The sequence below is a fragment of the Blastocatellia bacterium genome (assembly GCA_025054955.1).
GTDB lineage: Bacteria > Acidobacteriota > Blastocatellia > HR10 > J050 > JANWZE01.
The window spans coordinates 87,233-112,987 of the sequence record JANWZE010000112.1 but is presented as its reverse complement, the minus strand read 5'-3'; the positions used below and the strand labels follow the sequence as shown (position 1 = coordinate 112,987).

The window sequence follows — 25,755 nt, the reverse complement described above, 5'->3', positions numbered from 1 at the left end:
GTCCATGCGAAGTTGTTGTCAGTGTTTCCAGAGGCATGTTCATAATGAGGCGCCAGGCCGTGCTTGATCAGCGGAACGCCTGAGCGTGCAGCGGGTGATGAAATCAGGCAAGGGACAAGACAACCGTGAGAAAGGAAGCACCCGACGGCGAGTAGAAGAGCCCGGTTTAACATCCATCCGCCGTCGGGGCTAAACAAACTTGACTATGTATCGCCTCTAGTCATCTTCATAACTGCATCCGTCTAAAGCGTGAGCAAGCACTGTGCCAGAAGGCGGGTAACAACAGGCAGAACACCGAGCGCACGAGCAAGTTCAGCCACTTTCAAGCAGATAGCGCATTGGGGCGGATGGATGGATGGACTCACTTACCTTGCTGAGTATTGTCGTTGACGAAGGACGAATCTGGCAGGAGAGGGTGCTGTCGGTGAGACGGGCGCAAGGCTCAGACTGGGGGTGATGGCAGCAACTGATGAGAAACTTGAAGTTAGGCTTGGGGAGGTTGTGAGCAGGCTGTCGCGTGCCGGCGACAATCGGCTGGCGCGCACCTCACTGGTGCAGGTAGTGAGTGGACAACCGGACAAACTGATCACAGATGCACATCGCTATTGAAGACAGAGCAGATGTCGTGGCTCAATGCGCTTCGGATAAAAAGGGACGGGCTCGCTTGGTGACCCATGCGAGCCCGCGTGTAAGGAAGGGGGCTTGAGTGGTAGCCGGTATGATAGGAGGGTAAGGGGCACTATGAAGAGAAATATGAATTGGGCATGAGTCCGTAGCTTAAAAGCCCGCCGACGCCTCCGTTGTGATCTACACGCATCGGTTCTAGCCAACGGTGTTGATCAATCTGGTGATACTGGCTTGCCATTTTATTGCTCCCTCCAACCTCTGAGCAACCATCGTGCCAGAGCATAACGGACTGGGTGCTGCTGTACTCCGCTGCTGCTAAGCGAGCCGCAAGCAACAGGTTGAGAGACAAAGAGCGACTGCTGGTGCGGATGGCTCGATGTGTCTCTGCTGCGGGACAGTTTTGTTTGCCGTCATTCACTCAGTCTGAATCGCCCCATGTAACTGTTCCGGCTGATTCAATGAAACAGCAGTGAGATAATCAGATAGCGAATCAATCGTCCTTTCATCTCCTGTTGCTTGCAACCGACACTCTAGATCGTGCTCGTTCAGGCAGCTCATCAAAAACGATTATCCCAATCGGGAGACGAGCGCCCCACAAGCAAGAAGCGAATTGGCACAGGATGGACGGGCAGCCAAGAGAAGCTGCTCTCGGCGTTCCGTCACGATAGACATCAAACAGGGCGAGCAGGGCTACTGCGCCGAGTGGGGCGTTACTCGCGAGGCCACTGCGGTGCTCGGTGATTTGCACAGCTCGGCGGCTCTGCCGGGCTTCGCCCCGATAGTGGGTCGCACGCCCACTACGATGGTTGGCGGTTTACACAGCTCGGCGGCTCCATTTTTCAAAGCCATTTGTCTCATCAGGGGGTCGCGTGTCGGCAATAGTTTCGCGCCATCGGCGCAGCTAGCAAGACGCCAGAGGCGCAGTGAACCGAGGGACACCCAACCAGCCTTACAGAAGCTGTGATGAATCTTGCGCCTCTTCAAAGGCGCACGGGGCTTGGGGATGAGCCTCGCCCAAACGTTGCACGTCTGGTTACCATCTGGTGAGCGGCTGCCGCCGCACCTGCAGCTTGTTTGGCTCAAAACGCCACACTTCAGCCCAGGCATTGCACGTGTGGTTGCCTTCTTGTGGGCATTTGCTGCCATTGCTGCTGTAGCTCACTCGGTTCAAGTTTTGGTTGGGTTGAGTGGCATTCTCAGAGTCTCCGTTTGCCGATGCCTTGCTTCTGCGGAGACACTTGCCAACGCCGACACCGTTGCCGGTATAGACTCCCGCTCTATATGGGCCATCTCATTCACCAAATCGTGTATGAGCCATATCTGATGAATCCCGGAAATCAGACATTCATGCTTCGTTCAAATCGCGCCGAATAACTTGGTGTTTGTGGCAAACTTCAGAAATCATTTAACGCTTAGCAATTGTGCGAAGAGCAGACTGAGAGGAACGATGCGGATGTGATTGATGATGAGTCACGCTGATACTTCGTGCCTGTGGCATAGAGATTGCTCTATAATGTGGATAGCCCCCGAAGAATGAAATGGAAGGGAGGTCGGAAAAATGAAGCAGATTATAGGATTAACGAAGCGGATTATAGGATTAACACTGGCGTTGACGCTTCTCATGGGAGGCAGTCCGGCACTGAATTTGACCGAACCGGTCCAAGCTGATTGGGGTTTCCGCATCAGCTTCGACTTTTTCTATCACCGATTGCGTCCATACGGACGCTGGATTTATGTACCTCGATATGGTCAGGTCTGGTATCCTGTCGGCGTTGGCCGGTACTGGCAACCCTACAGCAACGGCTACTGGGTTTATACTGAGTTCGGCTGGACGTGGGTGTCCTATGACGATTTTGGTTGGATTCCCTACCACTACGGCGCGTGGACGCTATTACCGATCTATGGCTGGGTGTGGGTTCCCGGATACGTATGGGCGCCGGCGTGGGTCACGTGGCGCTACGGCCCGCATTATATTGGTTGGGCTCCGTTGCCGCCTGGCTACAGTTTCTTCTATGGCGGCGCTTGTCCATCGGTCGTTGTGATTGATCGCTCGTGGGTGTTTGTGCCATCCGGTTCGATTGGCTACTCGGATATTGGCGATGTGCGTATCCCTTATGAGCAGTACGGTGAGGCCATCAGCGGCACGGACCCGATGACGAACTTGATAATTGAGAAGGATCACATCTTCAATCCCGGACCGGGCGGCGCGCCGGGCGGCGAGCAGGTTGGCGGTGAGCAACTGGCTGGCGAGTCACGCATTGGTAAATTCAATCTGACTCGCTTGAAGCTGAGCCAGCTTGGCGTAAAGCCTCAGCCGATCGGCGAGCTGCGCTCGTCAGGTCGGGTAGACGTTGCGACTCCGTTCAAAGAACGCACGTTGCCCGACCCAAGCCGAAACCCATTCAAGGGGCAAATGCGCGACGAGTATAATCCGAAAGCCGGCCTAACGCCGCGAACGGATGGCGAGAAGGCTTTGCCTGAACCGATTCGGGGCTCGTTCAAGGGGCAAATGCGCGACGAGCATAATCCGAAGGCTGGCCTGACACCGCGAATGGATGGCAATCATGAGAAGCACAGCCCAATCATTCGAGGCGAGTATCCGGGCGTTGGCACGTCCACAGAGGCAGGTCGTGATGAAAAATACAATGCGCCTCGCACGGGTGCGCCCCAGGTTCGGCCCGGTCGTGATGACAAGTACAACGCGCCAACTTCGCAACGTGCTCCCAAGAGCGAGTCACCGCAATACGAACCGAGGTCTCGCTCGGAAAAGCCCTCGCCTGAATTGTGGCAGCGGATGCAGCCTCGTCCACAACCACGTCAGTATCCGAAGGTGACCGATCAACCAAGGAGGTGGGATCAACCCTTTGAGCAGGATCAGCCCAGGTACAAGTCTTCACCATCACCTCGGCCTGACACCTTTCCTTCCGCTCCGCCGTCACAGGATCCACGGGTGTACAAGCGGTCGTCACCAAGCTGGCCAAGCGGCTCGCCACCAACTGCGCAACCACCTCAGAAATCCAGCCCGCGCTCGCCCGTGATTCAGGTCCCTCGTGAGGGCTTGGAGAAAACGCCTCGTCATATCTATCAACCACCGATGAAGTCACCCTCGGCGTGGCCATCGGCGCCAGGCCCGACGGTGCCTCGTAGCAGCGGCTCGTCCACAAAACCTCGCCCGTAGCGCCTCGTCAGGTTCAGCGCACACGATAGCCGGCAGACTTCAGAGGAACCGATTCCGGTTACCATGAAGTTTGCCGGCTCAGCTTCACCTTAATTGCAATCTTGCCATGCTCTTCGTACAATCTGGTTGAACGAGGTAAGAGTATGGCGCGCACAATCTCCCATTACCGTTTAGAGCAAGAACTCGGCCGTGGTGGCGCTGGCTCTGTCTACAAAGCTTATGATACGGTGCTTGACCGTGTCGTCGTGTTGAAGCTACTCAATCCTGAGTTGATGGCTGACAGAGAATCGCGCACCAGACTGTTGCGCGAGGCGCGATTAGCTTCGGCGCTCGATCATCCCAACATCTGCACGATTTATGAAATCGCCGAAGCCGAGGGAGTCTACTTCATTGCCATGCAGTATGTGCCCGGCAAAACGCTCAAACAGGTCATCGGTGGGCATCCATTGAATTGCGAAAGCCTGCTCTCGATTGGCTTACAGGTGGGTGACGCGCTGGCTGCGGCGCATGCGCGAGGGATCGTCCATCGTGATGTCAAATCAGCGAACGTGATGATCACACCACGCGGTCAAGTGAAGGTGTTGGACTTTGGGCTCGCCAAACTGGTCTCCGAAGGCGCGGCGCGAGGCGGTGGCGAAGTCGAACTGACACGCATGGGAGCGACGCTGGGCACGCCGTCCTACATGTCGCCAGAACAGGCTCGTGGCGAGCGAGCCGATCATCGCAGCGACATCTTTTCGTTCGGAGTGGTGCTTTATGAAATGGCCACAGGACAGATGCCATTCAAAGGCCACTCACAGGTTGAGACGATGCACGCCGTCATCCACCAACAGCATGCGCCGGTGACGGCGCTGAACAAAAAAGTGCCGGCGACGCTGGCCGCCGTGATTGACCGGGCGCTGGCCAAGCGACCGAGCGATCGCTATCAATCCATGCCGCAATTATTGCAAGACCTGCGGCAAGCCCTGCTATCAATGCCATCGGCTTCGATCCTGGCCGTTCCCTATGTGAGGCCGCAGCGGCAAACGCTACTGGGAGCCGTCAAACGACGCATCGAGCAGTTGCTCGGACGGGACATCAGTTGGGAGACGCGGCCCAGCCTCAGCTTGTTGTCTGAGCCATCACACATCGAACATGAGCGAGGACACGAACGGGACTTCTCGTTGACGCGCGGCGCGATGAAGACGCTGGCTGTGCTGCCGTTTCGCAACTTGAGTGGCGACCCAGCCGCAGATTTTTATGGACTTACATTGGCCGATAGCCTGATTACTGAGCTGGGCAAGATCAAATCGCTCGTGGTTAGGTCATCGCAGACAGTTGCCAAGTACCAAAACCGGCCGGTTGATCCAATAGAAGTGGGCAGAGAATTGGCAGTCGAGTTGGTGCTCACCGGCAATTACCTCTCAGCAGGCGATCGTTTGCGGGTGACTTCTCAACTGATTGATGCACATACAGGCGGATTGATCTGGAGCGAGAAAATTGATACGGCGACGCACAACGCGCTGGTTGTTCAGGATCGCATCTCGCAACGAATCGTGAACCAACTGACCAGCGGTCAGGTGGCTGTTGATCCAGTCGAGTTGTTGAAGGACGAAAACGAGCAAGTCCGACTCGATGCTGTGCGGACGCTGGCGTTTTCACACGACCCGCGTGCGTTGTGGGCGTTGATTGAAGCGCTGCGTGATTCGAGCATGACGGTGAAAGCTGAGGCCGTCAAAGCGCTGGTCAAGCTGGGCGAGCAAGCCACTGGGCCGATCATTGAGCTGCTGCACGATGCCATGGATGAGGGCGACTACCTGACAGCGCGGTTTGCCGCTAAGGCGCTCGGCTTGATCGGTGACCGCAAGATTACCTCCGTGCTGTTGGACCTGCTGCACAGTGAAGATACGTTTGTCGCCTGTGAAGCAGCCCTGGCGCTTGGGCGGCTCTCTGACGCGAAGGCAGTTCCCGAATTGATTGCTATGCTCGATGCCAGTAGCGGCAATAAACGATTCGCTGCCGCGGAGGCGCTCGGCCACCTGTGTGATCCAGCGGCGCAGGAAGCGCTGCAAAACCGATTGAGAGATGAGGACGAAGGTGTCCGCGCCAAGGCCCGGTGGGCGCTCAGCCGATTGCACAAGGCCAGCGTGTCCATCTCCGCATCCAATGTCGCGTCGTAACGGCCGGTCTTCTCCGACGAGTTAGTCATTGACGGATGACATCCTACCAAGAGATAATCTGCCCCGCAGGTGCAGCAACGACATGTTTAACAATCAGCTTGCACGCACTCGTGTAAGCGCCAACAACTAACCCAGGAGGAGCTATGCAGAGCAACAACACAACATCCTTGATCAAATTTCTCACATTGATCTTGATTTTCACACTGTGGATTGTTCAACCGTTCCAGTTAACCGTAGCCGCGCAAGACAAGGGAAAGGCTGCTGAAGCGACAACGAGCCTTGCTGAGTCGCAAGTGGACAGGCCGGCTAGCGTGGCGCGATTTATTAACATCAATCCATACGGCGTGCTTTTGCGAGAAGGAACATTTAACACGGGATTCGGCGCATTTGCAGGCATAGCCTTACCTAATGAGGGGACGCCAAACATTTCGTTTGGGTTTACGGTACCACCCGATTACACGCCGGGAACGGCGATCATTATCCGGGTCATCTGGCATTCGCCGTCAACCAATTGTGGCATTGAGTTGCGCCCCAACTACATCAGTGTTGCGCGTGCGGGACGAACGCACATCCAGGGCGCAGGCGCCTCGAGCGGTCTTTCGGCTGTGGGCGGGACGGTGCTCAATACGTCGGCCGTGGCAAACCGATCCGAAGCGAAAGATTATCTCATCACCTCGCCGGATGGCGTCACCGAGCTGCGTCCGGGCGATTCAGTTATTGTAGGACTGTTTCGCTCAGCCGCTGCGTCCACAGATACGTGCCCCGGCAGTTTGGTGATTCAGGGGATTAGCGTCATCTACTAGAGACCACCTCAAACATCTGCCGCCAAGGATGCATGCGATGCGAATTGACTACGAGGACCTGTAGATCGTTGACTCAATGGTTCGTCAATAAATCAACACTCACTGCTTCAACCATCAATGCTGCGTCTGCTGGTGAGTCATTCTCATGGTCTTGGCGGTGGATTTACGATCTGAGCAATGTCACTGCGCGAGGATGAGCCGCGTCAGTGACGTTGCATATCCGCTTTGAATATGACACGCGCTGACACACTATATATCGGCCTGGATGTCGGGCGAACGATTCGCGGGGCGCTCATTGACGGTGAAGGCCACATCCGTTGCCGACGGCAGATGATCTCGGAAGTTCGCAACCCGCGTGTCTTCGTTGATCAACTCGTTGACACGATCAACGCTTTGCAGTCCTCGCCGGAAGCCGACCAATCGGTCAAAGCGGTTGGGATTGGTTGGCCGGGCATGGTTGACGTGGAGACGAATCGCCCGGAGCGCGCCGTCAATCTGCTGGATGTCTCTTCACTGGATTTGCCCGCTGAGTTGCGCAAGGCAACAGGTTTGCCCGTCATCTTTGATAATGACGCCAACGCCGGCGCTTATGGTGAAATGTGTTGTGGCGCTGCCCGTGGCTGTCGCGATGTATTTTACATTACGATGGGAACAGGCATTGGCGCTGGCTTGATTTTGCATGGTCAATTGCATCGCGGCTGCCGTGGTTATGCTGGCGAGTTCGGTCACGTGCCGATTGACATGAACGGGCTGCAATGCGCCTGTGGCAGTGTCGGTTGTTTAGAAACGGTGGCGTCGGGACCCAACATCGTTCGCCGCGTGCGCGAGCGGTTGTTCACTGATCCTGCTTATTCTGTGTCGCCATTGGCTCGAGACATGGAAGGTACGTTGACGTTTCAACGCATCGTCGAGGCAGCGCGGCAGCATGACAAACTGGCGCAGTCAGTGCTGCGTCGAACCTGCGCGTTTTTGGGCGCGGCGGTGGCCGGCATTATCAATCTGCTGAATGTCGAGATGGTTGTCTTCGGCGGGAGCATGAGCGCCGCTGGTGATCTGCTGGTCGAGCCGATTCGCCAGGAAGCGAAGAAGCGAGCCATGCCATTGGCCTTTGCGTGTTGCCAGATTGTTATGGCGCAACTGGGACAAGATTCCTGTTTGGTTGGCGCGGCGATGCTCGCTCGCGATGCTGATGGGCTGGCCATGTGATCGGTGTCGTATCTGACCAACTCCAGCCTCACCAAGCTCGATCCTCAATCCACTGTGCGCGACTTCTCGCTTCGTGGTAAGATAAAGGGCGATGCCGAAGGTGAATGACACGTATTGTTTTCTCATCGCCGATGATCCATCGGTGTGTCCTTTTCTCAGTCCGCAGGACACGGTGTTGATTCAGGATGTGAAAGCGCGATTGGTCAAGAAGTGTCTTGCGTGCGACTACTTCCGCAGTGATCTAGAGCAACTGCAACGAGAGCAGGGAGCCTTGTTTGGCGTGATGCTCACGTTGTTAGATGAACTGACGCGCATGCGCGAAAGCTACACCGTGACGCAGCGTGAATTAGACGTGGCGGTCAAGTTGGCCGACGAAACGATTCAACGCAGCCACAAGTGGACGCAGTTGAGCGAGGCGTTGGAAATACGCGATGAAATTCTGAACATCCTTTTGCATTTGACTGACACGTTGGGGTGGACGCTCGATCCTCATGAGATCATTCATCGTGGGTTGATTGCCTTCACCGCGGGGACGAGCTTTGGATTCAACCGCGGTGTGGCGCTGCTGATGCAGGGCGAATCGCTGCGGGGAACGTTCGCGCTCGGCCCGCGCGATGAAGAAGAAGCCAATCGGATTTGGAATGATATTCTCAGCAAGGGATTGACGGCCATTGACCTGATCAGCGCGCCGGCCGAAACGTTGGACTATGAGCGCGAGCGGGCGAAGTTTCAGCATTGGTTAGATCAATTGACGTTCACTGTGGACGACCCGCCGTTTAAGCAAGCGTTTGAGCAGGCCTACGTCATGCGGGTTGATCCGCAGATGGAGATTGCGCCACGCCTACGCGAGTTCTATCAGCAGACGCCGTTTTGGATATTGCCGCTCTTTACGCATGTGGAACGTCCACTGGGCGTGATTTTGCTGGATAATTTTCTGACCCGCCGCGATGCGATGCCTGAAGATTTGCGCGCCATGCGGATTGTCGCCAAAGAGATCGCGCTGGCCTTGGAGCGCGGGTTGGCGCATACTGAGTTGCAACAGCAATTGCAAAGGCTCCAGCAGACCAACCAGCTCGTTCAACATAATCAAGCTGTGATCCTCAAACTACGAGAAGACATCGCAGCCAGTGAAATGATCCTCCAACTGACGCATTCGGTGAAGAATCCCGTCGTGGCTATCGGCGGGCTGGCGCGATTGCTCAATCGCAAGCTGGGCCAGCATACGGCGCATGCTCGCTACACGCAGGCGATTGTGCAGGAGGCAACCCGATTGGAGGAGATGCTCAAGGATTTCGTCAAGTTTGTTGATGCGCGATATGCGTCCGACAAAGAACCTGTCAATGTCAATCAATTGATCAGCGTATTGTGTCAGGAGAAAGAGCGGTTGTGGCATGCGCTGAAAGTGACGCCGCACGTCCGACTGGAAGCGGACGCGCCGATGGTGCTGGCCAATCGGCGGCAGTTATACAATTGCTTAGAGAATCTCATCAACAATGCGATCGAAGCGATGCCCAACGGCGGCTCCCTGTTTCTGGAAACAGCAGGTGACGATGACGGATGGCTCACGGTTCGTGTCGCTGACACCGGGCAGGGTATGCCGGAAGAGGCCTTGCAGAACCTATTCAAACCGTTTTTCACGACCAAACCAACCGGCAGCGGTCTGGGTCTCTATACAGCAAAAGAGATCATTGAAGGTTTGGGCGGCAATCTCAGCATCATCTGCGAACCGGGGAGTGGATGTGCTGTTCATGTGAAGATCCCCTCGATGAAGGAGGCACACAATGGCCACAATTCTGGTGATTGATGATGAAGCCAATATTCGATTGATGTACGAGGGCCTCTTAAAAGAGGAAGGCTATGATGTCATCGCAACGGAAACCGGCGCTGAGGGCTTACAGGTGCTCGATCAACAGGCCGTAGACCTGGTCGTGCTGGACATCAAGTTGAAAGCGGAAAATGGGCTGGATGTGCTACGACGGATTGTCCGTCAGCATCCCCAAGTGCCTGTTGTGTTGTGCTCGGCTTACATTTCATTTCAGGATGACTATACCTCATGGCTCGCTGAACGCTACCTGGTCAAGTCAGGTGATCCAGACGAGCTACTGCAAGAAGTCAAGCGCGTGTTGGCGCAGCGGAGCCAGAAAGCCATCGCCTGAAACCATGACTGAGTGGATGGATCACGCGTATCCAATGGCAAGGCGCAGCGTCCGCGCGCATGTCCAGGCCGAGCCAATGAAGACCAGCGTAAGCCAGCCGACGCGCAGCAATGAGCCAACCACTGCAAACAGGTTCAGCAGGTTCGCCCATCGCCGCACATTGATGACGACGCAACAGATATGAAACTGCTATTGCTGTGGCACATGCACCAACCCAGTTATAAAGACTATGCCACGGGGCAGTACCATCTGCCCTGGGCCTATCTGCACACGACGAAAGATTATTACGAGATGCCTCATCTGATTGAGCCGTTCGCACGGCTGCGAATGACGTTTAATCTGACGCCATCATTGATCGAAGCCATCAGCGATTACGCGCAGGGTCATGCTCGTGATGAGTGGCTCCGTCTGTTCCAAAAGCCGCCAGAGCAGATGACCGAGGATGAGCGGCAATTTGTGCGCGAACAATTTTTCACGGTAGATGCCGAACGCTATATCGAGCCGATGCCGCGATACAAGGAACTCTATCTGAAGCAAACGCGGCGAGAGCCTTTTTCACATGCCGATGTGCGAGACCTGCAAATGCACTTTCATCTGGCCTGGCTCGGCGAAAGTTTCAAGCGTCATCGCCCAGCGATTCGACGGCTGGTCAGCAAGCAACGCGGCTATACAGAAGACGACAAGCAGACGCTCTTGGCGCTCATCAGCGAGTTGTGTCAACAGACGCTGTCGTTGTATCAATCGCTGTGGGAGCGCGGCAAGATCGAAGTCTCGGCAACGCCCTACTATCATCCGATTCTTCCGCTCGTGTGCGATACACGGAGCGCGGCGCAATCAACACCCCGCGTGACGCTCCCGCAGTTGCATTTTGCGTATCCCGATGACGCGCGCAGCCAGACGGCGCTGGCTGTTGACTGTTTCCGGAAAACGTTTGGCCGCGTCCCCAACGGATTCTGGCCTGCGGAAGGCGGCGTCAGTCATGAAGCGTTGGTGGTGTTGAGCGAATACGGTGCGCGATGGGCCGCCACAGATGAAAGCATCCTTCGCCGATCAAAACTGACGTTACCCAAGGAGCATCCGGCTCGCCGCGATGCCGGATTGCTGGCTTATCAACCGTATTGGTATCGCGTCGGCCACAAAGAGATCGCGCTCTTCTTCCGCGATCATACGCTCTCGGATTTAATCGGCTTCGTCTACCAACGCTGGAATGAGACGGAGGCCGTGCATGATTTAATGAAGCGATTGCGGGCGATTCATCAGGCGATGCCCGATGCTGTCGTTTCCATCATTCTCGATGGCGAAAACGCTTGGGAGCACTATGCGGCCAATGGCTACGATTTCCTCACGCAGCTTTACGAGCGTATAGATCAAGCGGAGTGGATCGAAGCCACCACGTTTTCCGAGTGCCTGACAACAACGACGCGGCACGGGCGTTTGGAGAGCGTGCATCCTGGCTCGTGGATCGGCGCCGATTTTCAAACGTGGATTGGCGATGAAGAGAAAAATCGCGCATGGGATTACCTGAAGCGGGCGCGTGAAGCTGTGCGCAAACGGGCGACCGGCTCCAGCGATGGAGCGGCGGCAGCGCCCCTGCTAACGACAGACTGCCTGCCGGAACTGACGCGCCGATCATTGCTGGCGGCTGAAGGGAGCGATTGGTTCTGGTGGTTTGGCCCCGCGCATTCGAGCGGACAGGACGCCGTGTTTGACGCCTTATTCCGCACTCATTTGAAGAATGTGTACGCAGGTCTGAATCAGCCATGGCCGGCCTATCTGGATGCGCCGATCATGGTCTATCGCGGCGACTGGCAGCGCCAGCCGACGGCTTTCATGACACCCCGGATTGACGGGTACGATTCCGACTATTTTGAATGGCTGTCAGCCGGGATGTTAAGTTTGCGCACGCATGGCTCGATGCAACGTGCCGTCAGCCGATTGTCGCGATTATTTTTCGGCTTCGATCTTCAGCATGCCTACTTCCGCGTTGATTTTGACCGACCAGCCGTGGAAGCTTTGACTGCATCTCGGCTGAGGTTGGAACTCTACTCAGGCCATCAGCAGATCGGCCTGGAGGTCGCGCCAGGAGAAGTTCGAGCCGATGCGGCTTGCCGAGATATCGCTGAAATCAAGGTTCCGTTGGCGGCATTAGGGGTCTCATTCGGCGACCGGTTCGAGTTAATAGTTATCATTGCTGATACACATGAAATCGAGCGGTTCCCTCACGGCGGCAGTTTGATCTTGAGCGTGCCCAGTCAGGAGTTGGAGCTGGAGAACTGGATGGTGTGAGCGTGGCAGCTATTGCATTCTGGTGGCATGCGTGCGGAGCGGTGGTTGGAGCTTGAGAACCAGATGGTGTGCTTGCGGCAGCAACAAGTCAGAAGGTAGAAGCCAGACTCAGAACGAAGCTAGAAGCCAGGAGATGAGATGCGCGAATTGCGATTTGATCCGTTGAGGAATCGGTGGGTTGTGGTTGTGCCGGAACGGGCGCGGCGGCCCAGTGATTATTTGCTCTATGAACCCGAACCTGTTCAAGACGCGGTGGCCTGTCCGTTTTGCGCGGGCAGCGAAGGGAAGACGCCGCCGGAAATCTACGCTATTCGACCGGACGACAGCCCGCCGAATCAACCCGGCTGGCGCGTGCGGGTGGTTCCGAACAAATTTCCCGCGTTGCGTATCGAAGATAATGCCATTCGCTATGGCGTCGGTATCTTTGATGTGGTCAGCGGCGCCGGCGCTCATGAAGTCATCATCGAGACGCCGGAACACCAGTTCAGCCTGGCTGACTTACCCATTGATTGGGTGCGCGATGTGCTGCTGACATTCCGTGAACGCATCCGCGACCTCAATCGCGATGTTCGATTGCGCTATGTGTTGGTCTTCAAAAATCACAAGCTGGCCGCCGGCGCATCACTGGAGCATACGCACTCGCAATTGATCGCCACGCCGATGGTGCCGCCGACGATCAAGGAGGAACTCACCGTCTGCCGGCAACATTTCCGCACCAAAGAGCGATGCCTCATCTGCGATGTGATTGACCAAGAACTCCGCCTGGGCGAGCGGGTGATTTACCAGAACGATCGGTTTCTGGTGTGGGCGCCGTTTGCTTCCAGTTTTCCGTTTGAGATCATGCTGCTACCCAAGCACCATCTGCATGATTACACGCGGTTGAGCGACGCCGAATTAACCGGCGTGGCCGGCGTGTTGAAAGTCACCTTGCTCAGCCTCAAGGAGCTGTTAAATGATCCGCCATACAACTTCGTGCTGCACACGGCGCCGCCACCGTTTAAGCGAGCTGGCTACGCCGATCATTGGAGCTCAATCGAATATGACTACCATTGGCACATTGAAATCATTCCGCGATTGACGCGCATCGCCGGGTTTGAATGGGGCGCCGGTCTGTTCATCAACCCGACGCCGCCGGAAATCGCCGCCGATTATCTGCGGCAGAAAATTGATAATCAGGCTCTACGTGATGAATCTGACTTGTGAAGGTGAGGCGTATGGACGAACCAATTGTTGGTGAATACACCGAGGAACATGCCACGTCAGGTTTGACGACGCCACTGCCACGGATTGAATGCTGGCCGAACCAATATCCGAACTATGAAATCACCATTGAAGCGACCGAATATACGGCAGTCTGCCCCAAAACAGGTCTCCCTGATTTCGGCACCATCACCATTCGCTATGTGCCCGACCGATGGTGTCTCGAGCTGAAATCGCTCAAGATGTACTTGCTCGCTTACCGCAACCTTGGAATTTTCTATGAAAACGCCGTCAATCGCATTCTGCGCGACCTGGTGGCAGCCTGTCAGCCGGTCTCCATGAGTGTGCGCGGCGAGTTCACGCCCCGCGGTGGCTTGCGCAGTGTGATCGAAGCGAAGTATCCGGGGTGAAGGCAGTCGCGCCGATGCGCAGGGTGTACGGGCGGTTTTGCTCACATTGCTGAAACGACGGCCTGATTTAGTCCACAGGAATCGTCCGTGAGATCCGCGCTCGCCACGAACCATGAAAACCTGGGAGCGCCCGCATCTTGCGGGCTCCGGCACGCCCGCAGGCATGCGCTCCCGGCGATTTTCAAGGGAGTCGCTTATGAGCCGAGGCTCGCCACGCACGATGAAAATGAAGCCACCGAGGTCACAGCGTCTGCCGAAAACCCTCTGCCCCCTCTGTGGCTGTTTTCGGGAGGTGATTTGCTGAAGGAGCTGCGTCAACGCAACACAACGCGAAGAGACCGGAGCGTCTCTTCGCGTTGCGTGGTTGATAATCGGTTGGCTAGCTCTTAGAAGTTAACCTTCAGTGCCAACTGAATGATGCGCGGATCATTCGACTGGAAGTTGAGTCGTCCGAACTGCACGCTGTTGATGTTGGAGACGAATCCGCCGCCGCCGCGCAGTGGGTTAAACGTGAAGTTGACATTATTGAACAGATTGAAAAACTCAGCGCGGAACTCGACGTTGATCGTCTCCGTCACGTTGGTTCGTTTGATCACACCAGCATCGAAGAAAACTTCACCGGGGTCAGAAATGGAGCCGATACCCAGTGTTCCGCCAGTGCCGCCTTCGGGCGTAGTGATGATCACATTGCCTTTAGCGTCCACGAGCGAACGATTCAGGCCGAACCGATCCAGCGGATTGGTCACACCGGGGAAGAACGTGACTCCATTAGGCAGGCGGGTGACTTTGCCGGCAAACTTGCGAATGTTAAAGCCGGGCGCCGGATTGGCCGGCAGCACATTGAATCCACCTGCGCCATACAGCGTGAAGCGGCCTGCCGTGATGACCCGCGGCCGCCCTGAGTAAGCTTGGAAGATGCCGCTCAACTGCCACCCTTCGAGCATTTTGGCAATCACCCTCGGCCCACCATTCCAGAACCGTCGGCCAGGCCCGATGGGCAGCTCATAAATGCCGTTGAGCTTGACGACGTGTTCACGGTCGAACACGAGTCGGCCTTTTTCGATGCTGCGATTGCGAAGGGTGCGGAAGTTGACGGTGAATCCGAACTGATCCGTGCCGTCGTCAAAACCATCGCCCAGCGCGCGACTGAATGTGTAGTTGCCTTGGAACTGCAAGCCATTGGAGAACCGACGGCGCAGCTCCACCTGTCCGGCATGATAGGTTGAATTCGAGTAGTTGGACATGTACAGCACGCTGGCAAATTCCGGATTGGCGCTGATGAAGTTTACCGGCAGTCCAGCGCGCGAAAGCCACGCGCCGACCGCGCCGAATATTTGCTCCCGGTCAATCCGAAAGGCTAACTGAACGAAGTCGCCAATCAGCAGTTGATCGCGTCCGCCAAACAGGCCCAAAAACCGAGCCGGCGTGCGGAAAATTTGCGCCAACGCTGTGACCCCGGCAGGAAATGCGCGGGGCGTAAACCCAAACGGGTCGCCGCTGTCGAGCAGTTGTTGCCGCACCAGCGCAAATTCGCGGGCCAAACCGTTTTCCACTAAGTTGATTTCATTGATATTGGCCGTGCGAACCAGCTTGGTGCCTTTGGTGCCGACGTAACGCAGTTCCAAAACAGTGTCCTTGGCGATCTCTCGTTCCCACGACATGTTCCAATTCTGCACATAAGGCGAGCGCAAGTTTTCATCAATGAAGAAACCACTGTCACGTCGTTGCAGATCGAGCGGCTGGAGCGCCCGCGTATCGGCCAACGGAACCGGTAGTGTGACGCCTACTGGATTATCCAACCGACTGACAGCATCCGGCGTGGCAGCCGGTTGAATGAACGGACCGGTGGTGATGCCCGGATTGAATCGGCTGAACTGAGCAAACAGCACCAATGGGAACGCTTCGTAACCAATCGAGTAACCGGCGCGCAACACGCTCTTGCCTTCGCCACCCAGCAGATGCCGCAAGCCCCACAGTTTCGTGTTCGGACTCCAGGAAATCCCCAGCGATGGCGAGAAATTATTGTAGTCGTCTTTGAACAAATTGGTGCGCTGTCCCGGTCCGGTCAATTCAAAGCCGACCGGGCCGATGGTGGTGGGATCAATGATCGGAGAGTCCCCACGGAAGACGTCCGCATACGTTCCTGTGCGATTGGAGACGCCGAGCGCAGCTTCAAACCGCGTGCGTCCCGGCCCCAGTGTCGGCTGCACAAGGAAATCGTGGACGTCGAAAGGAACCGTGTTGTACTCATAGCGCAATCCCATGATCAGCGTCAAATTCGACTTGACGCGCCAGCGATCACGGAAGAAGAAATTAAACTGCCGATTGCGCAAACCAAAATTCTCGCCCTGGAACGGTATCAGCGTTTTGCCATCCGGCGTTCGGTAGAGTTGATCCACGCGGGCAATCGAACCGGTCAGATCATAGAGAATAGCGCGTGCAAGACCAGAATTGCCCGGATTGACATCGGTTGGAAGCTGAACCTGACTGGCTGGTGCCTCGCCCAAATCAACCGATGGGCGGACACCAAACGTATCGGTCGAATTCGCTCTGATGAAGCGAATTTCGGCACCCCATTTGAATTCATGGTCACCGCGCGTCCAAGTGAGCGTGTCGGTGTATTGGAACAACGGCGCGACCCGGTACTGCTCTTCAAAGTTATTAATTGGGTTGCTGAATGAAGCAGTGCCAAGCGAGATCGGGAAATTCTGCAACGTGGGCAACTTTCCACCGACGGCCGCTAGGCCCCCTTCCTCAGGCGGGAAGAAGCCTACCGGGGCGTATTGGAGCCCGAAGCGAAACTCGTTCACCAACGTCGGGCTCAAGCTGGAGACCAACGTGCCCGAAAAACTCTGTGGCTCAAACGGCAGCCGGTCTTGTCCGAGGCCGGGGAATGTCTGGAAGAAAATCGCGCCAAAGTTGGTCTCTTCCTGATGCCGATAGATGCCATAGAGCTGGTGTTTGTCGTTGAACGAATGGTCAATGCGGATGGTGAATTGGTCACGTTTGGTTCTGCGTGGTGAGAAGAATGTGAAGCCGGCCGTGTTCAGACCATCGCCAACAGAAAAATCGTTGGGCAACGGCGTGGCATCAATGAGCCGTTGCATGATGCCGCTGCGGTCGGCCGTAGCGCGTCGCGGGTCAAGTGTGAACAGATTCACTTGCTTCAAATCGGCCAGCGTCAGGCCGGCTGGGGCCACCGGATTGCCGACATTATCCACCGTGGGAGCCACGCTGGTGATGTTCCCATTGGGGACATTAGGGAAGTAACGAAAGATGCCCCGTCGCGCCGTCGCCGTTAAGACCGTGCGGGTGATGCTTGTGCCAGTGCTCTCACGAAAGCCCTCGTAGAGGCCAAAAAAGAATGTCTTGTTTTTGAAAATCGGCCCGCCCAGGCGAAATCCATATTGATTGCGCAGCAGCACGTCACGTGGCGCCACTTCGCTACCGTCGGCTCTTCTAGGGATGGCATTATTGAAAAATGTATTGGCATTGAAGACCGTATTGCGATGGAATTCCCAGACAGCGCCGTGAAATTCGTTGGTCCCTGAGCGGGTCACCACATCCACTTGTGCGCCGCCGCCACGGCCGAATTCGGCGTCCACCGGCGACGTGGTCACGCGGAATTCAGCCACATCATCTGCTGTTGTAGCGATGAACGAGGTGTTGATGTTTTCCTGAATGAAATTATCTTGCGCCTGGATGCCATCAACGCGGATGTTGTTGGAGGTCGTGCGGGTGCCCGAAACGTTGTTGTAGACCACGCCGCTCTGGATTTGAATCAGGTCTAGCGGATTGCGGCCATTCAACGGCAAGTCCAACACACGCCGCGCATCAACAACGTCTCCCACGGACGGCCCTTTGCCAATTTCGATTGCTGGCTGATCGGCAGCGGTCACGACAATTTCATCCGTGATCTCTCCGGGTTCGAGTACTACATCGCGCGTCACCACGCTGCCGACTTCGACCAGGATGTCTGTCAGCGTGACTTTTTTGAAATTCGGCGCTTCAATGGTCACCGAATATTTGCCGGGAATGAGATTGACGAATAGATAATTTCCATTGTTGTCGGTCTGGGTCGTAATAGACCCTGCTTGTTGACGTGTCGCCGTCACCGTAGCGCCTGGAATCACCGCACCGCTTTGATCGGTGACGTTGCCGACGATCTGTCCTGTTCCTGATTGGGCAATCGCCACCGCAGATGTGATCAAGAAGGCGCCGGCAAGTGTGACGAGACGCCAGAGAATGCTAACCTTGCCTCGCATAATGTTTCCTCCAAAACAAGTTTCGTATCCGCCAGTATTGAGCCTTGGAAAGGCATTGTAGCCGAGCAGGCACAGATTGTCATCTGAAACATGTAAAAACTCAGCCGCCCGCGTCTCGCGGCAAGCGAGGCGAGTCGGCAACCACATAACAAAGCCGTAATGTCAGAACCGAGAAGACACCGCCGGCGCGCTGAAGGCACGGATGACAAGATGACCACCGATTGTTTGCGCCAGCATCAATCGGCAGTGGCCTTCTCCCAAGCCCCAGTTCGGGCGCTGTTGGCCACCCTCGCCAACAGCGCCCGAATTCATCAAACTTAACCAGCGCCTGACGGCAACCGTCGCTTAAAAGATGAAGCGCACGCCGACTTGCGCCTGAAACGGCGTGCCCGGCGTGTTATTGGGATCATAGCTGCCATCAGCCAAGCGCAGCCGTCGGAACCGGGCGTCAATTGCTGCCGGCTGTCCTGTAGCCGGATCAATGCCCAGTCCGTAAATGGCCGACTGACTCCCGAACGTCACATTGTCTGAGTTGAACAAGTTGAAGAATTCTACCGAGAGTTGCAGCTTGCGCTGCTCATTCCACAGGTTGAACCCTTTCAGGATGCGCAGGTCGAAGGCTTGCGTGGCGCGATCACGGAATGAATTGCGCAAGAACAGCTCGCCCGGTGTCCTCATCGGACGGTCGTTGGTGAAGAAGTCCTCGTTGGTATCGGCGCCCGTCAACGGATTGAGTGGCCGAGCCGACCGAACGCGCCAGATGGCTCCTATATCGAATCCAAGCGGCAGGCTGTAGACGCCGTTGAACGAGAACAGATGACGCGCATCCAATCGGGAGTAGTGATACTCCGGTCGAAGGTTGTAAGCATCATTGGTGTCTTCCTGGCCGGTGGCGCTTCGCTCGTTGTCGTCATCTGAGTAATTCCACGACAACGTGTAAAACGCTTGGAACTGGATGCGCGAGCGTTGCAATCCGGCGCGGAACGTAAACCCACGATAAAGCGCATGGGCAGACGATTCACGCACCAGCACAGTGCCCAGCGTGGGGATTGGCCGCGACAGCGCGCGCGAGCGCAGCCCAAAGAAGGGGCGCTGACTCCTGTCAGTGGCGCGAACAATCGGCACAGGCAGATTATAGTCAATGCTGCGCTGCAGGTTGACTGTGTTGACGTAGCTGAATTCCGCGCCAGTGGTGAACCCACGGAACAACTCATGCTCAACGCCGGCGCTCCATTGCAGGGCGCGAGGATTGCGATAATTCGGCGCCCAGGTGATCAGGTTCGCTCCTGAGAACGGATTCGGCGCCGGCAATCCCAGAGCCGATGCGACGCGTTGCACATCTTCGATAGAGATGATCGGCAGATTGTCCAGGTTGAAGCGGTTCAGGTCTACGCCGATAGCGAGCAACTGCCGGTAGACCGTATTGTTCGGATTGCCAGCGGGCACAGCCAACGGTAGCTGGATCGAGAGGTCGCCCGGCGGCAATCGGAAGTTATTCAGCGGGCTGGCCATCAACAGCAGCGGCGTACGCGCGTAGTAAATACCAATGTTGGCGCGAATGACGGTCTTGCCTTCGCTAAACGGGTCCCAGGCAAAACCAAGTCTCGGCATCCACTGATCAGTGTTGTCAGGAATGCGCGCCGGATCAATGCGGCCACGCGGAAAATTGAAATTGCGCACCAGCTCGTATACGCTCGTATTGTTGACTTCAGGCTCGGGGTTCAGTTGCGCTTCGTAACGCAGGCCATAGTACAACGTGAAGTTGTTACGGATCCGCCAACTGTCCTGACCGAACGCGGCAATCTCATCCATCTCGCCTTTCAAGGCCAGATTGCCAAGCTGCCGGCGATAGACGACGCTGGCATCGTCAAAACGATTGTCGGTGGCTACGCCGGGCGTGCGCGACAGCGTGCGCAAGATCGCATCCACATTCGTGCCCGACACAACGAACGCGCCGAATTGGTTGAACCCGAAGATTTGATCGGCGAATGTATGATTCCACTCGCCGCCAAACTTGAAGCTGTGACGTCCCGCATTCCAGGTCAACGCTTGGCTTATCTGAAACCGCCAGTCGGTCAGCGTCGTTGGTAGGAAATTGCGTGAGCCGAAATTGCCGATGGCTGTGTCCACGTTGGGCAAGCGCGCATTGGCTTCGCGCGGACGGAGTTCGCGGGAGTACTGCACGCGCAGCTCATTGATCACCGTTGGCGTGAAGATCGAAGAGAATTGGCCAACGATCGTATTGGTTCGGTCCTTCTCCGTGCCGTTGTTACTGAGCGCGCGATTGGTCAATGGGCTGATGGCATCACCGGTCGCATTGGCATTGAGCGCCTTGTTGTTGCTGAAATTGTAGCGCACTGCTAGGCGATGATTGGGCCCGAATTGATTGTCCGTGCGCACCAGAAAGGCTTGCGCATCATTGGTCTGGGTGAACGGCCCTTCCAACGATTTGAAGAGATTGAACGCCTCTTGTGTTTCAGGGGTGGGGGTCACGCCAATCAATCGAGCGAAGAGCACCCGTCGCGGCGTGCTGAACTCCTGAAACTCAGCCGAGCCAAAGAAAAACATCTTTTCACGCACGATCGGCCCACCAATGGAGCCGCCAAATTGATGCTGTGTGCCCAGTGCCAGTTGACCAAGAGCATCCTTGCTGTTGAGTTCTTTATGGCGGAGCTGATAGAACGCGCTGCCATGGTACTCATTGGTGCCCGACTTGGTGATGACGTTGACAATGCCGCCTGACGAGCGTCCAAACTCAGCATTGAAGCCGGCAGCCACCACTTGAAACTCGCCCACCGATTCTTGCGGAATAGTGAACGCGTTGTTTGACCGTTCGCCGCCGCGAATGCCGCCAAAGAACGGATTGTTGTAATCTGCGCCATCAATCGAGATGTTGCTGTTGATGCCGCGCTGGCCGGAAAACGAAATCTGGTTGCGTTGTGGCTCAATTTGCACGGCCGGCGTCAGCGTCACGAAATCTTGAAACCGCCGACCGTTGATGGGCAGGTCGCGGATGGCGATGTTATTGACGACAGCGCCCGATTCCTGCCGCGTCGTTTCCACGCCGATGGTAGCTTGCACCTCGACCACTTCGCTGACCGACCCGACACTCATGACCACGTTGACATCAACGCTGCTTCCGACGCTGACCACAACATTCTTCTGCACGACACGCTGGAAGCCGGTCGCCTCGATGGTGACGTCATACGTTCCCGGAGGCAGCAAGACCAAGCGGAATTGTCCTACATCGTTTGTTTGCACCGTTCGTGTCAAACCAGTAGCCGGATTGCTGACCGTCACCTGCGCGCCGACAATCGCAGCGCCTTGGGGGTCCAGCACTGTGACTACGATCTGACCGGTGCTCGCCTGTGATTGGGCCATCGCGTGCGTTACACCGAAGAACCCGATCAGCAGGCCAATCAGAGCGCGCCAGACGCGCGCTCGAGCGTCATGACCGAATTTCAGATTCATGATTGTCCTCCTCAAGAAAACTGGGATACTTCAACTTTGATACACTCCGGTGGTGAACACATTCTCTCTGAATAAACTGGCCTGATGTATTGCCTCATCTCAGTCGTCGCTGGCATCGTTGCGGGGACTCTAACCAATTGATCAGGTAATCATCATCGTCATCCACCCAACAGCCTTGGCCTGTATGCAATTCTGCCGTTAAGCTCCCCATTTAGCTTAGCTGAACGGATACATCAGATAGGCGACCATCAAGCCAATGCCCATAAATCCGAAGAAAATTTTCGTGCCATACCAGAACCGTTCACTGGGCGTGCTCTTGCTGATGATGGCAAACACGACCGAGACGAAAAAAGCAAACAGCATCATCGCCACCAACTGCATTAGTCTTTCCTCCCTACGGCAATATCGAACGCATCGAGCACCACCAGGTAGTTCAACAGGCCCGAACCAAACAGCAGCGTATTACCAAATTCGTATGTTGGGACGGCTGCATTAGCTTCAAAGCCCACCTTCCAGGCGTAGCAGAGCGCATAGATAGCGCCCAGTCCGGCATTGGCGATGAACGGGAAGAAAGAGAGCGGCTCGCCCGGTTCAGGCTGATGAAGTCGTCCGCCCATCCAAAATAGGCCGACGGCAAACATGCCACCGATGGCCAGCGCTAACAACACGGCGCGGCCCCATCGTCCAATGAGCAGATGTCCCAATCCGGGGATGAGCAAGCCGGCCACACACGCCAAGGCCGTTCTGATCATAGACACCTGTGGCGCCCCCTCGCGCAGATAGGCAGTTGACTGATGGGCCGCAGGCGGTGATGCGCCCAAGCGTCCCATTTCATCAGGAGCGGCCGGTGGGTTGATAGGAATTGAAGAAATGTTACCACCCGCTGCTTCAGGCAACGATTGGCTCTCACGCTGTTCCTGGAATGGCTCCACAGATAACCCCTTTTGAGCTCGTGTATAAGCTGTTTGGCAAAAGATTCTACGAACGACTCGCAAGCAGTGTCAAGGCAAGCTCTGTCCGGATTGCAGGTGTAGTGCTCCCAATGTTTGCCCGCGCCTAGCGTGAGGCCAGCCTGTTTGTTCGTGAGGCTCGCACGGTAACCACGATAGGCAAATGGCTTTCTCCTGTTGAAGCGTCAGAGGCGGGGACCAAGCCATCTGGTCTACCACTTTATGAGGCAGCGCCAACCGCTTCGAGCAAATCGGTTGGTCAAACACGGGTCTTGGCTTATAATCCTGCGCTTATGGAATCGTCCGTTTCAACCACTGAGCGCAGTCGTATCATTTCGCAAGCGCGACGTATCGTCATTAAGCTCGGCACAGCGGTGCTCATGCGTGATGGAGGCGGAGTTGCGCTGAGTCGTTTCCACTCGTTCATCGAGTCCATGGCTGAACTCAAGTGCAAAAATCGCGAGCTGTTGCTTGTCTCTTCGGGCGCTGTTGGACTGGGTGTTGAACGCTTAGGACTCAAGAGTCGCCCACACCTGTTGCCGCTCAAGCAGGCCTGCGCGGCCGTGGGTCAAGGCCGGCTCATGGCGCTCTATGCCGATGCGTTTGCCAGCCATAACATCACGGTCGCTCAGGTGCTGCTGACCGAAGAAGACTTTTCCAATCGCGGCCGGTACTTAAATCTTCGCAGCACGCTGACCACGTTGCTGGAACTGGGCGCTCTGCCGATCATCAACGAGAACGATACCGTCTCCACAGCCGAACTAGAATTGCTCGAAGCTGCGCCTTACGTCAAAATCAACTTCGGCGATAATGACAAGCTGGCCGCGCTGGTCGCCAGCAAAATGGAAGCCGACTTACTTGTGATCTTAACGGACGTCGAAGGTCTCTACACAGCCAACCCGAAGGACATTGGCGATGCTCAGCTCATCCCTGTCATTGAAGAAATCACACCTGATCTCGAAGAATTGGCCGGCGGCAGCGGTTCACGGCTGGGCCGCGGCGGCATGAAAACTAAGTTGGAAGCGGCTCGCATCGCCACGCAATCGGGCTGCGCCGTGCTGCTGGCCGGCGGCAAAATTCCTGCTGTCATTGATCGTGTGTTTGCCGGTGAGCCGCTGGGCACACTGTTTTTGCCGCAGCCAGGGCTGCCCGGCAAACGACGCTGGATTGCCTTTGCCACCAGCGTCAAAGCAGCGGTGGTCGTCAACGAAGGCGCCCGGCGCGCGCTGCTGGAACGCAAAGCCAGCCTGCTGGCAGCCGGCGTCACCGAAGTGCGAGGCCAGTTTGATCGCGGCGATGTAGTCAGCATCCTGGATGAGCGAGGACGCGAGTTTGCACGCGGCATCGTCAATTATTCAAGCGCCGAAGCGCGGAAAATCTCCGGCGCGCATTCCACCAAAATAGACGAATTGATCGAAAACCGGAACTACGACGCGCTCATCACGCGCGACAACATTGCGTTTTTGGAGAGGCGCTAACGATGCAATCCAGAGCCGACAAAACGATGACATCCACTGTTCTTGAGATCGCCAAACGAGCCAAAGCGGCGGCAGGCCGGATGGCGCGATTAACGACCGATCAGAAAAATCGGGCGCTCCGGTTGGTTGCGCAGCAATTGAGCGAGCATCAGGCGCGCGTGCTGGCGGCTAATGCCAAGGACCTGGAAGCTGCACAATCATTGGTTCAAGCTGGCCAGATGACTGAATCGCTCTATCATCGGCTTGAACTGACCGAAGCCAAATGGCGCGACATCATCGCCGGCATCGAGCAGCTTGTGACCATGGACGATCCCGTTGGACGTGTCACGTTGGCCACTGAGCTGGATGAAGAACTTCGCCTGTATCGGGTGACTTGCCCGATTGGCGTCGTGGGCGTCATTTTCGAGTCTCGCCCGGATGCCCTGGTGCAGATTGCTTCACTGTGCCTCAAGAGCGGCAATAGCGTTTTACTCAAAGGCGGACATGAAGCGCAACATTCCAATCGCGCGCTGTTTGAGATCATCCACGCGGCTGCCATCACTGCTGGCATCCCAGCCGATGCGATGGCGTTGCTGGAAGACCGCGAGGATGTCGCGGTGCTGCTTGGCGCTGACGGCCTCGTTGACCTCATCATCCCGCGAGGCTCCAATGCGCTTGTGCGCTACGTTCAAAGTAACACGACCATTCCCGTGTTGGGGCATGCCGAAGGGATTTGTCACGTATATGTGGATCGCGCGGCTGATCTGGACAAAGCGCGTGCCATTACGCTCGATGCCAAGCTCTCGTACCCCTCAGCGTGCAATGCTGTCGAGACGCTGGTTGTTCATCGGGACGTGGCCCAAGCATTTCTCCCAGAGATGGTCAGCGCCTTGCAACAACGCGGCGTTGAGGTCCGCTGCGACGAGCGCGCCATTGAACAATGCGGCTTGAGCAACATATCACGGGCCACTGACCAGGATTGGCGAACAGAGTATGGCGACCTGATTCTCGCTGTCAGAGTCGTTGATTCACTCGAAGAAGCCATTGAGCACATCAACGCTTACGGCTCGCGTCACACGGACGCGATTGTCACCGAAGACCGTGCTGCGTTTGAGCAGTTTTTCGCCGAAGTTGATTCAGCCGGCGTCTACTGGAACGCTTCGACGCGATTTGCCGATGGCTATCGTTATGGATTCGGCGCGGAGGTCGGCATCAGCACAGGCAAACTGCATCCGCGCGGCCCAGTGGGATTGGAGGGGCTGGTGACGTACAAGTACAAACTTGTCGGCAATGGTCACACGGTTGGTATGTATTCAGGCCCCGGCGCCAGACGATTCACGCACAAGCCGCTCAACCTGCTCTCTGATTGATACGCAAGAGGCTTGGAACTCCGCAGTGATGCGCGAGAAGTCTGCAACGTGAAAGTATGTACCCTCAACCTGCTCTCTGATTGATGCGCAAGAGGCTTGGAACTCCGCAGTGATGCGCAAGACGTTTGCAACACCACAGTGGTACACAAGAGGTTTGCAATATCGCAGTGATGCGCTTGCCGTGCGGGCACGGCAACGAACAAGATGTGTGCGATTC

At 56.2% G+C, this 25,755-nt stretch carries 15 protein-coding genes; 11 read left to right on the top strand and 4 right to left on the bottom strand.

The annotated features are described in order from the left end of the window. The first annotated feature begins 2,185 nt into the window (after positions 1-2,185). The 9 genes from NZ823_14545 (at position 2,186) to queF (ending at position 14,025) form a co-directional block, all read left to right on the top strand. The gene (locus tag NZ823_14545) at positions 2,186-3,805 is read left to right on the top strand and encodes a hypothetical protein (GenBank protein MCS6806347.1); all 1,620 of its coding nucleotides are present in this window, start codon (positions 2,186-2,188) and stop codon (positions 3,803-3,805) included. A 143-nt stretch (positions 3,806-3,948) separates the two neighbouring features. Then, entirely contained in the window at positions 3,949-5,964 is a 2,016-nt protein-coding gene (locus NZ823_14540; GenBank protein MCS6806346.1) for a protein kinase, read from the top strand. Positions 5,965-6,107: 143 nt separating this feature from the next. After that, positions 6,108-6,767, top strand: coding sequence for a hypothetical protein (locus NZ823_14535; GenBank protein ID MCS6806345.1), 660 nt, complete (start codon positions 6,108-6,110; stop codon positions 6,765-6,767). Between the two features lie 231 nt (positions 6,768-6,998). Further along, positions 6,999-7,973 (top strand): ROK family protein, encoded by a 975-nt coding sequence (locus NZ823_14530; GenBank protein ID MCS6806344.1) that lies wholly within the window; start codon positions 6,999-7,001, stop codon positions 7,971-7,973. A gap of 91 nt (positions 7,974-8,064) precedes the next feature. Continuing rightward, entirely contained in the window at positions 8,065-9,777 is a 1,713-nt protein-coding gene (locus tag NZ823_14525; GenBank protein MCS6806343.1) for an ATP-binding protein, read from the top strand. Continuing rightward, a complete protein-coding gene (locus tag NZ823_14520) occupies positions 9,755-10,129 on the top strand; it encodes a response regulator (protein ID MCS6806342.1) in 375 nt (124 codons plus the stop codon). The genes NZ823_14525 and NZ823_14520 overlap by 23 nt, the downstream gene beginning before the upstream one ends. 180 nt (positions 10,130-10,309) lie before the next feature. After that, positions 10,310-12,415, top strand: coding sequence for a glycoside hydrolase family 57 protein (locus NZ823_14515; protein ID MCS6806341.1), 2,106 nt, complete (start codon positions 10,310-10,312; stop codon positions 12,413-12,415). A gap of 138 nt (positions 12,416-12,553) precedes the next feature. Further along, complete coding sequence (gene galT / locus NZ823_14510; protein MCS6806340.1) at positions 12,554-13,618, top strand: galactose-1-phosphate uridylyltransferase; 1,065 nt, start codon at positions 12,554-12,556, stop codon at positions 13,616-13,618. 11 nt (positions 13,619-13,629) lie between these two features. Continuing rightward, positions 13,630-14,025 (top strand): preQ(1) synthase, encoded by a 396-nt coding sequence (gene queF, locus NZ823_14505; protein MCS6806339.1) that lies wholly within the window; start codon positions 13,630-13,632, stop codon positions 14,023-14,025. Positions 14,026-14,411: 386 nt separating this feature from the next. Here the strand turns inward: queF and NZ823_14500 are convergent, their stop codons facing one another. From NZ823_14500 to NZ823_14485, 4 genes are all read right to left on the bottom strand, one after another. Next, the gene (locus NZ823_14500; protein MCS6806338.1) at positions 14,412-18,290 is read right to left on the bottom strand and encodes a carboxypeptidase-like regulatory domain-containing protein; all 3,879 of its coding nucleotides are present in this window, start codon (positions 18,288-18,290) and stop codon (positions 14,412-14,414) included. A 345-nt stretch (positions 18,291-18,635) separates the two neighbouring features. Beyond that, positions 18,636-21,761, bottom strand: a complete 3,126-nt coding sequence (locus NZ823_14495) for a carboxypeptidase regulatory-like domain-containing protein (protein MCS6806337.1) — start codon at positions 21,759-21,761, stop codon at positions 18,636-18,638. A gap of 216 nt (positions 21,762-21,977) precedes the next feature. Beyond that, positions 21,978-22,142: a hypothetical protein gene (locus NZ823_14490; GenBank protein ID MCS6806336.1), complete on the bottom strand. Its 165-nt coding sequence runs from the start codon at positions 22,140-22,142 to the stop codon at positions 21,978-21,980. Then, positions 22,142-22,693, bottom strand: a complete 552-nt coding sequence (locus tag NZ823_14485) for a hypothetical protein (GenBank protein MCS6806335.1) — start codon at positions 22,691-22,693, stop codon at positions 22,142-22,144. Before NZ823_14485 ends, NZ823_14490 begins: the two co-directional genes overlap by 1 nt. A 311-nt stretch (positions 22,694-23,004) precedes the next feature. On the opposite strand from NZ823_14485, the gene proB reads away from it, so the two are divergent. Then, entirely contained in the window at positions 23,005-24,189 is a 1,185-nt protein-coding gene (gene proB / locus NZ823_14480; GenBank protein MCS6806334.1) for a glutamate 5-kinase, read from the top strand. 2 nt (positions 24,190-24,191) lie between these two features. After that, a complete protein-coding gene (locus NZ823_14475; GenBank protein ID MCS6806333.1) occupies positions 24,192-25,538 on the top strand; it encodes a glutamate-5-semialdehyde dehydrogenase in 1,347 nt (448 codons plus the stop codon). Positions 25,539-25,755: the final 217 nt, after the last annotated feature.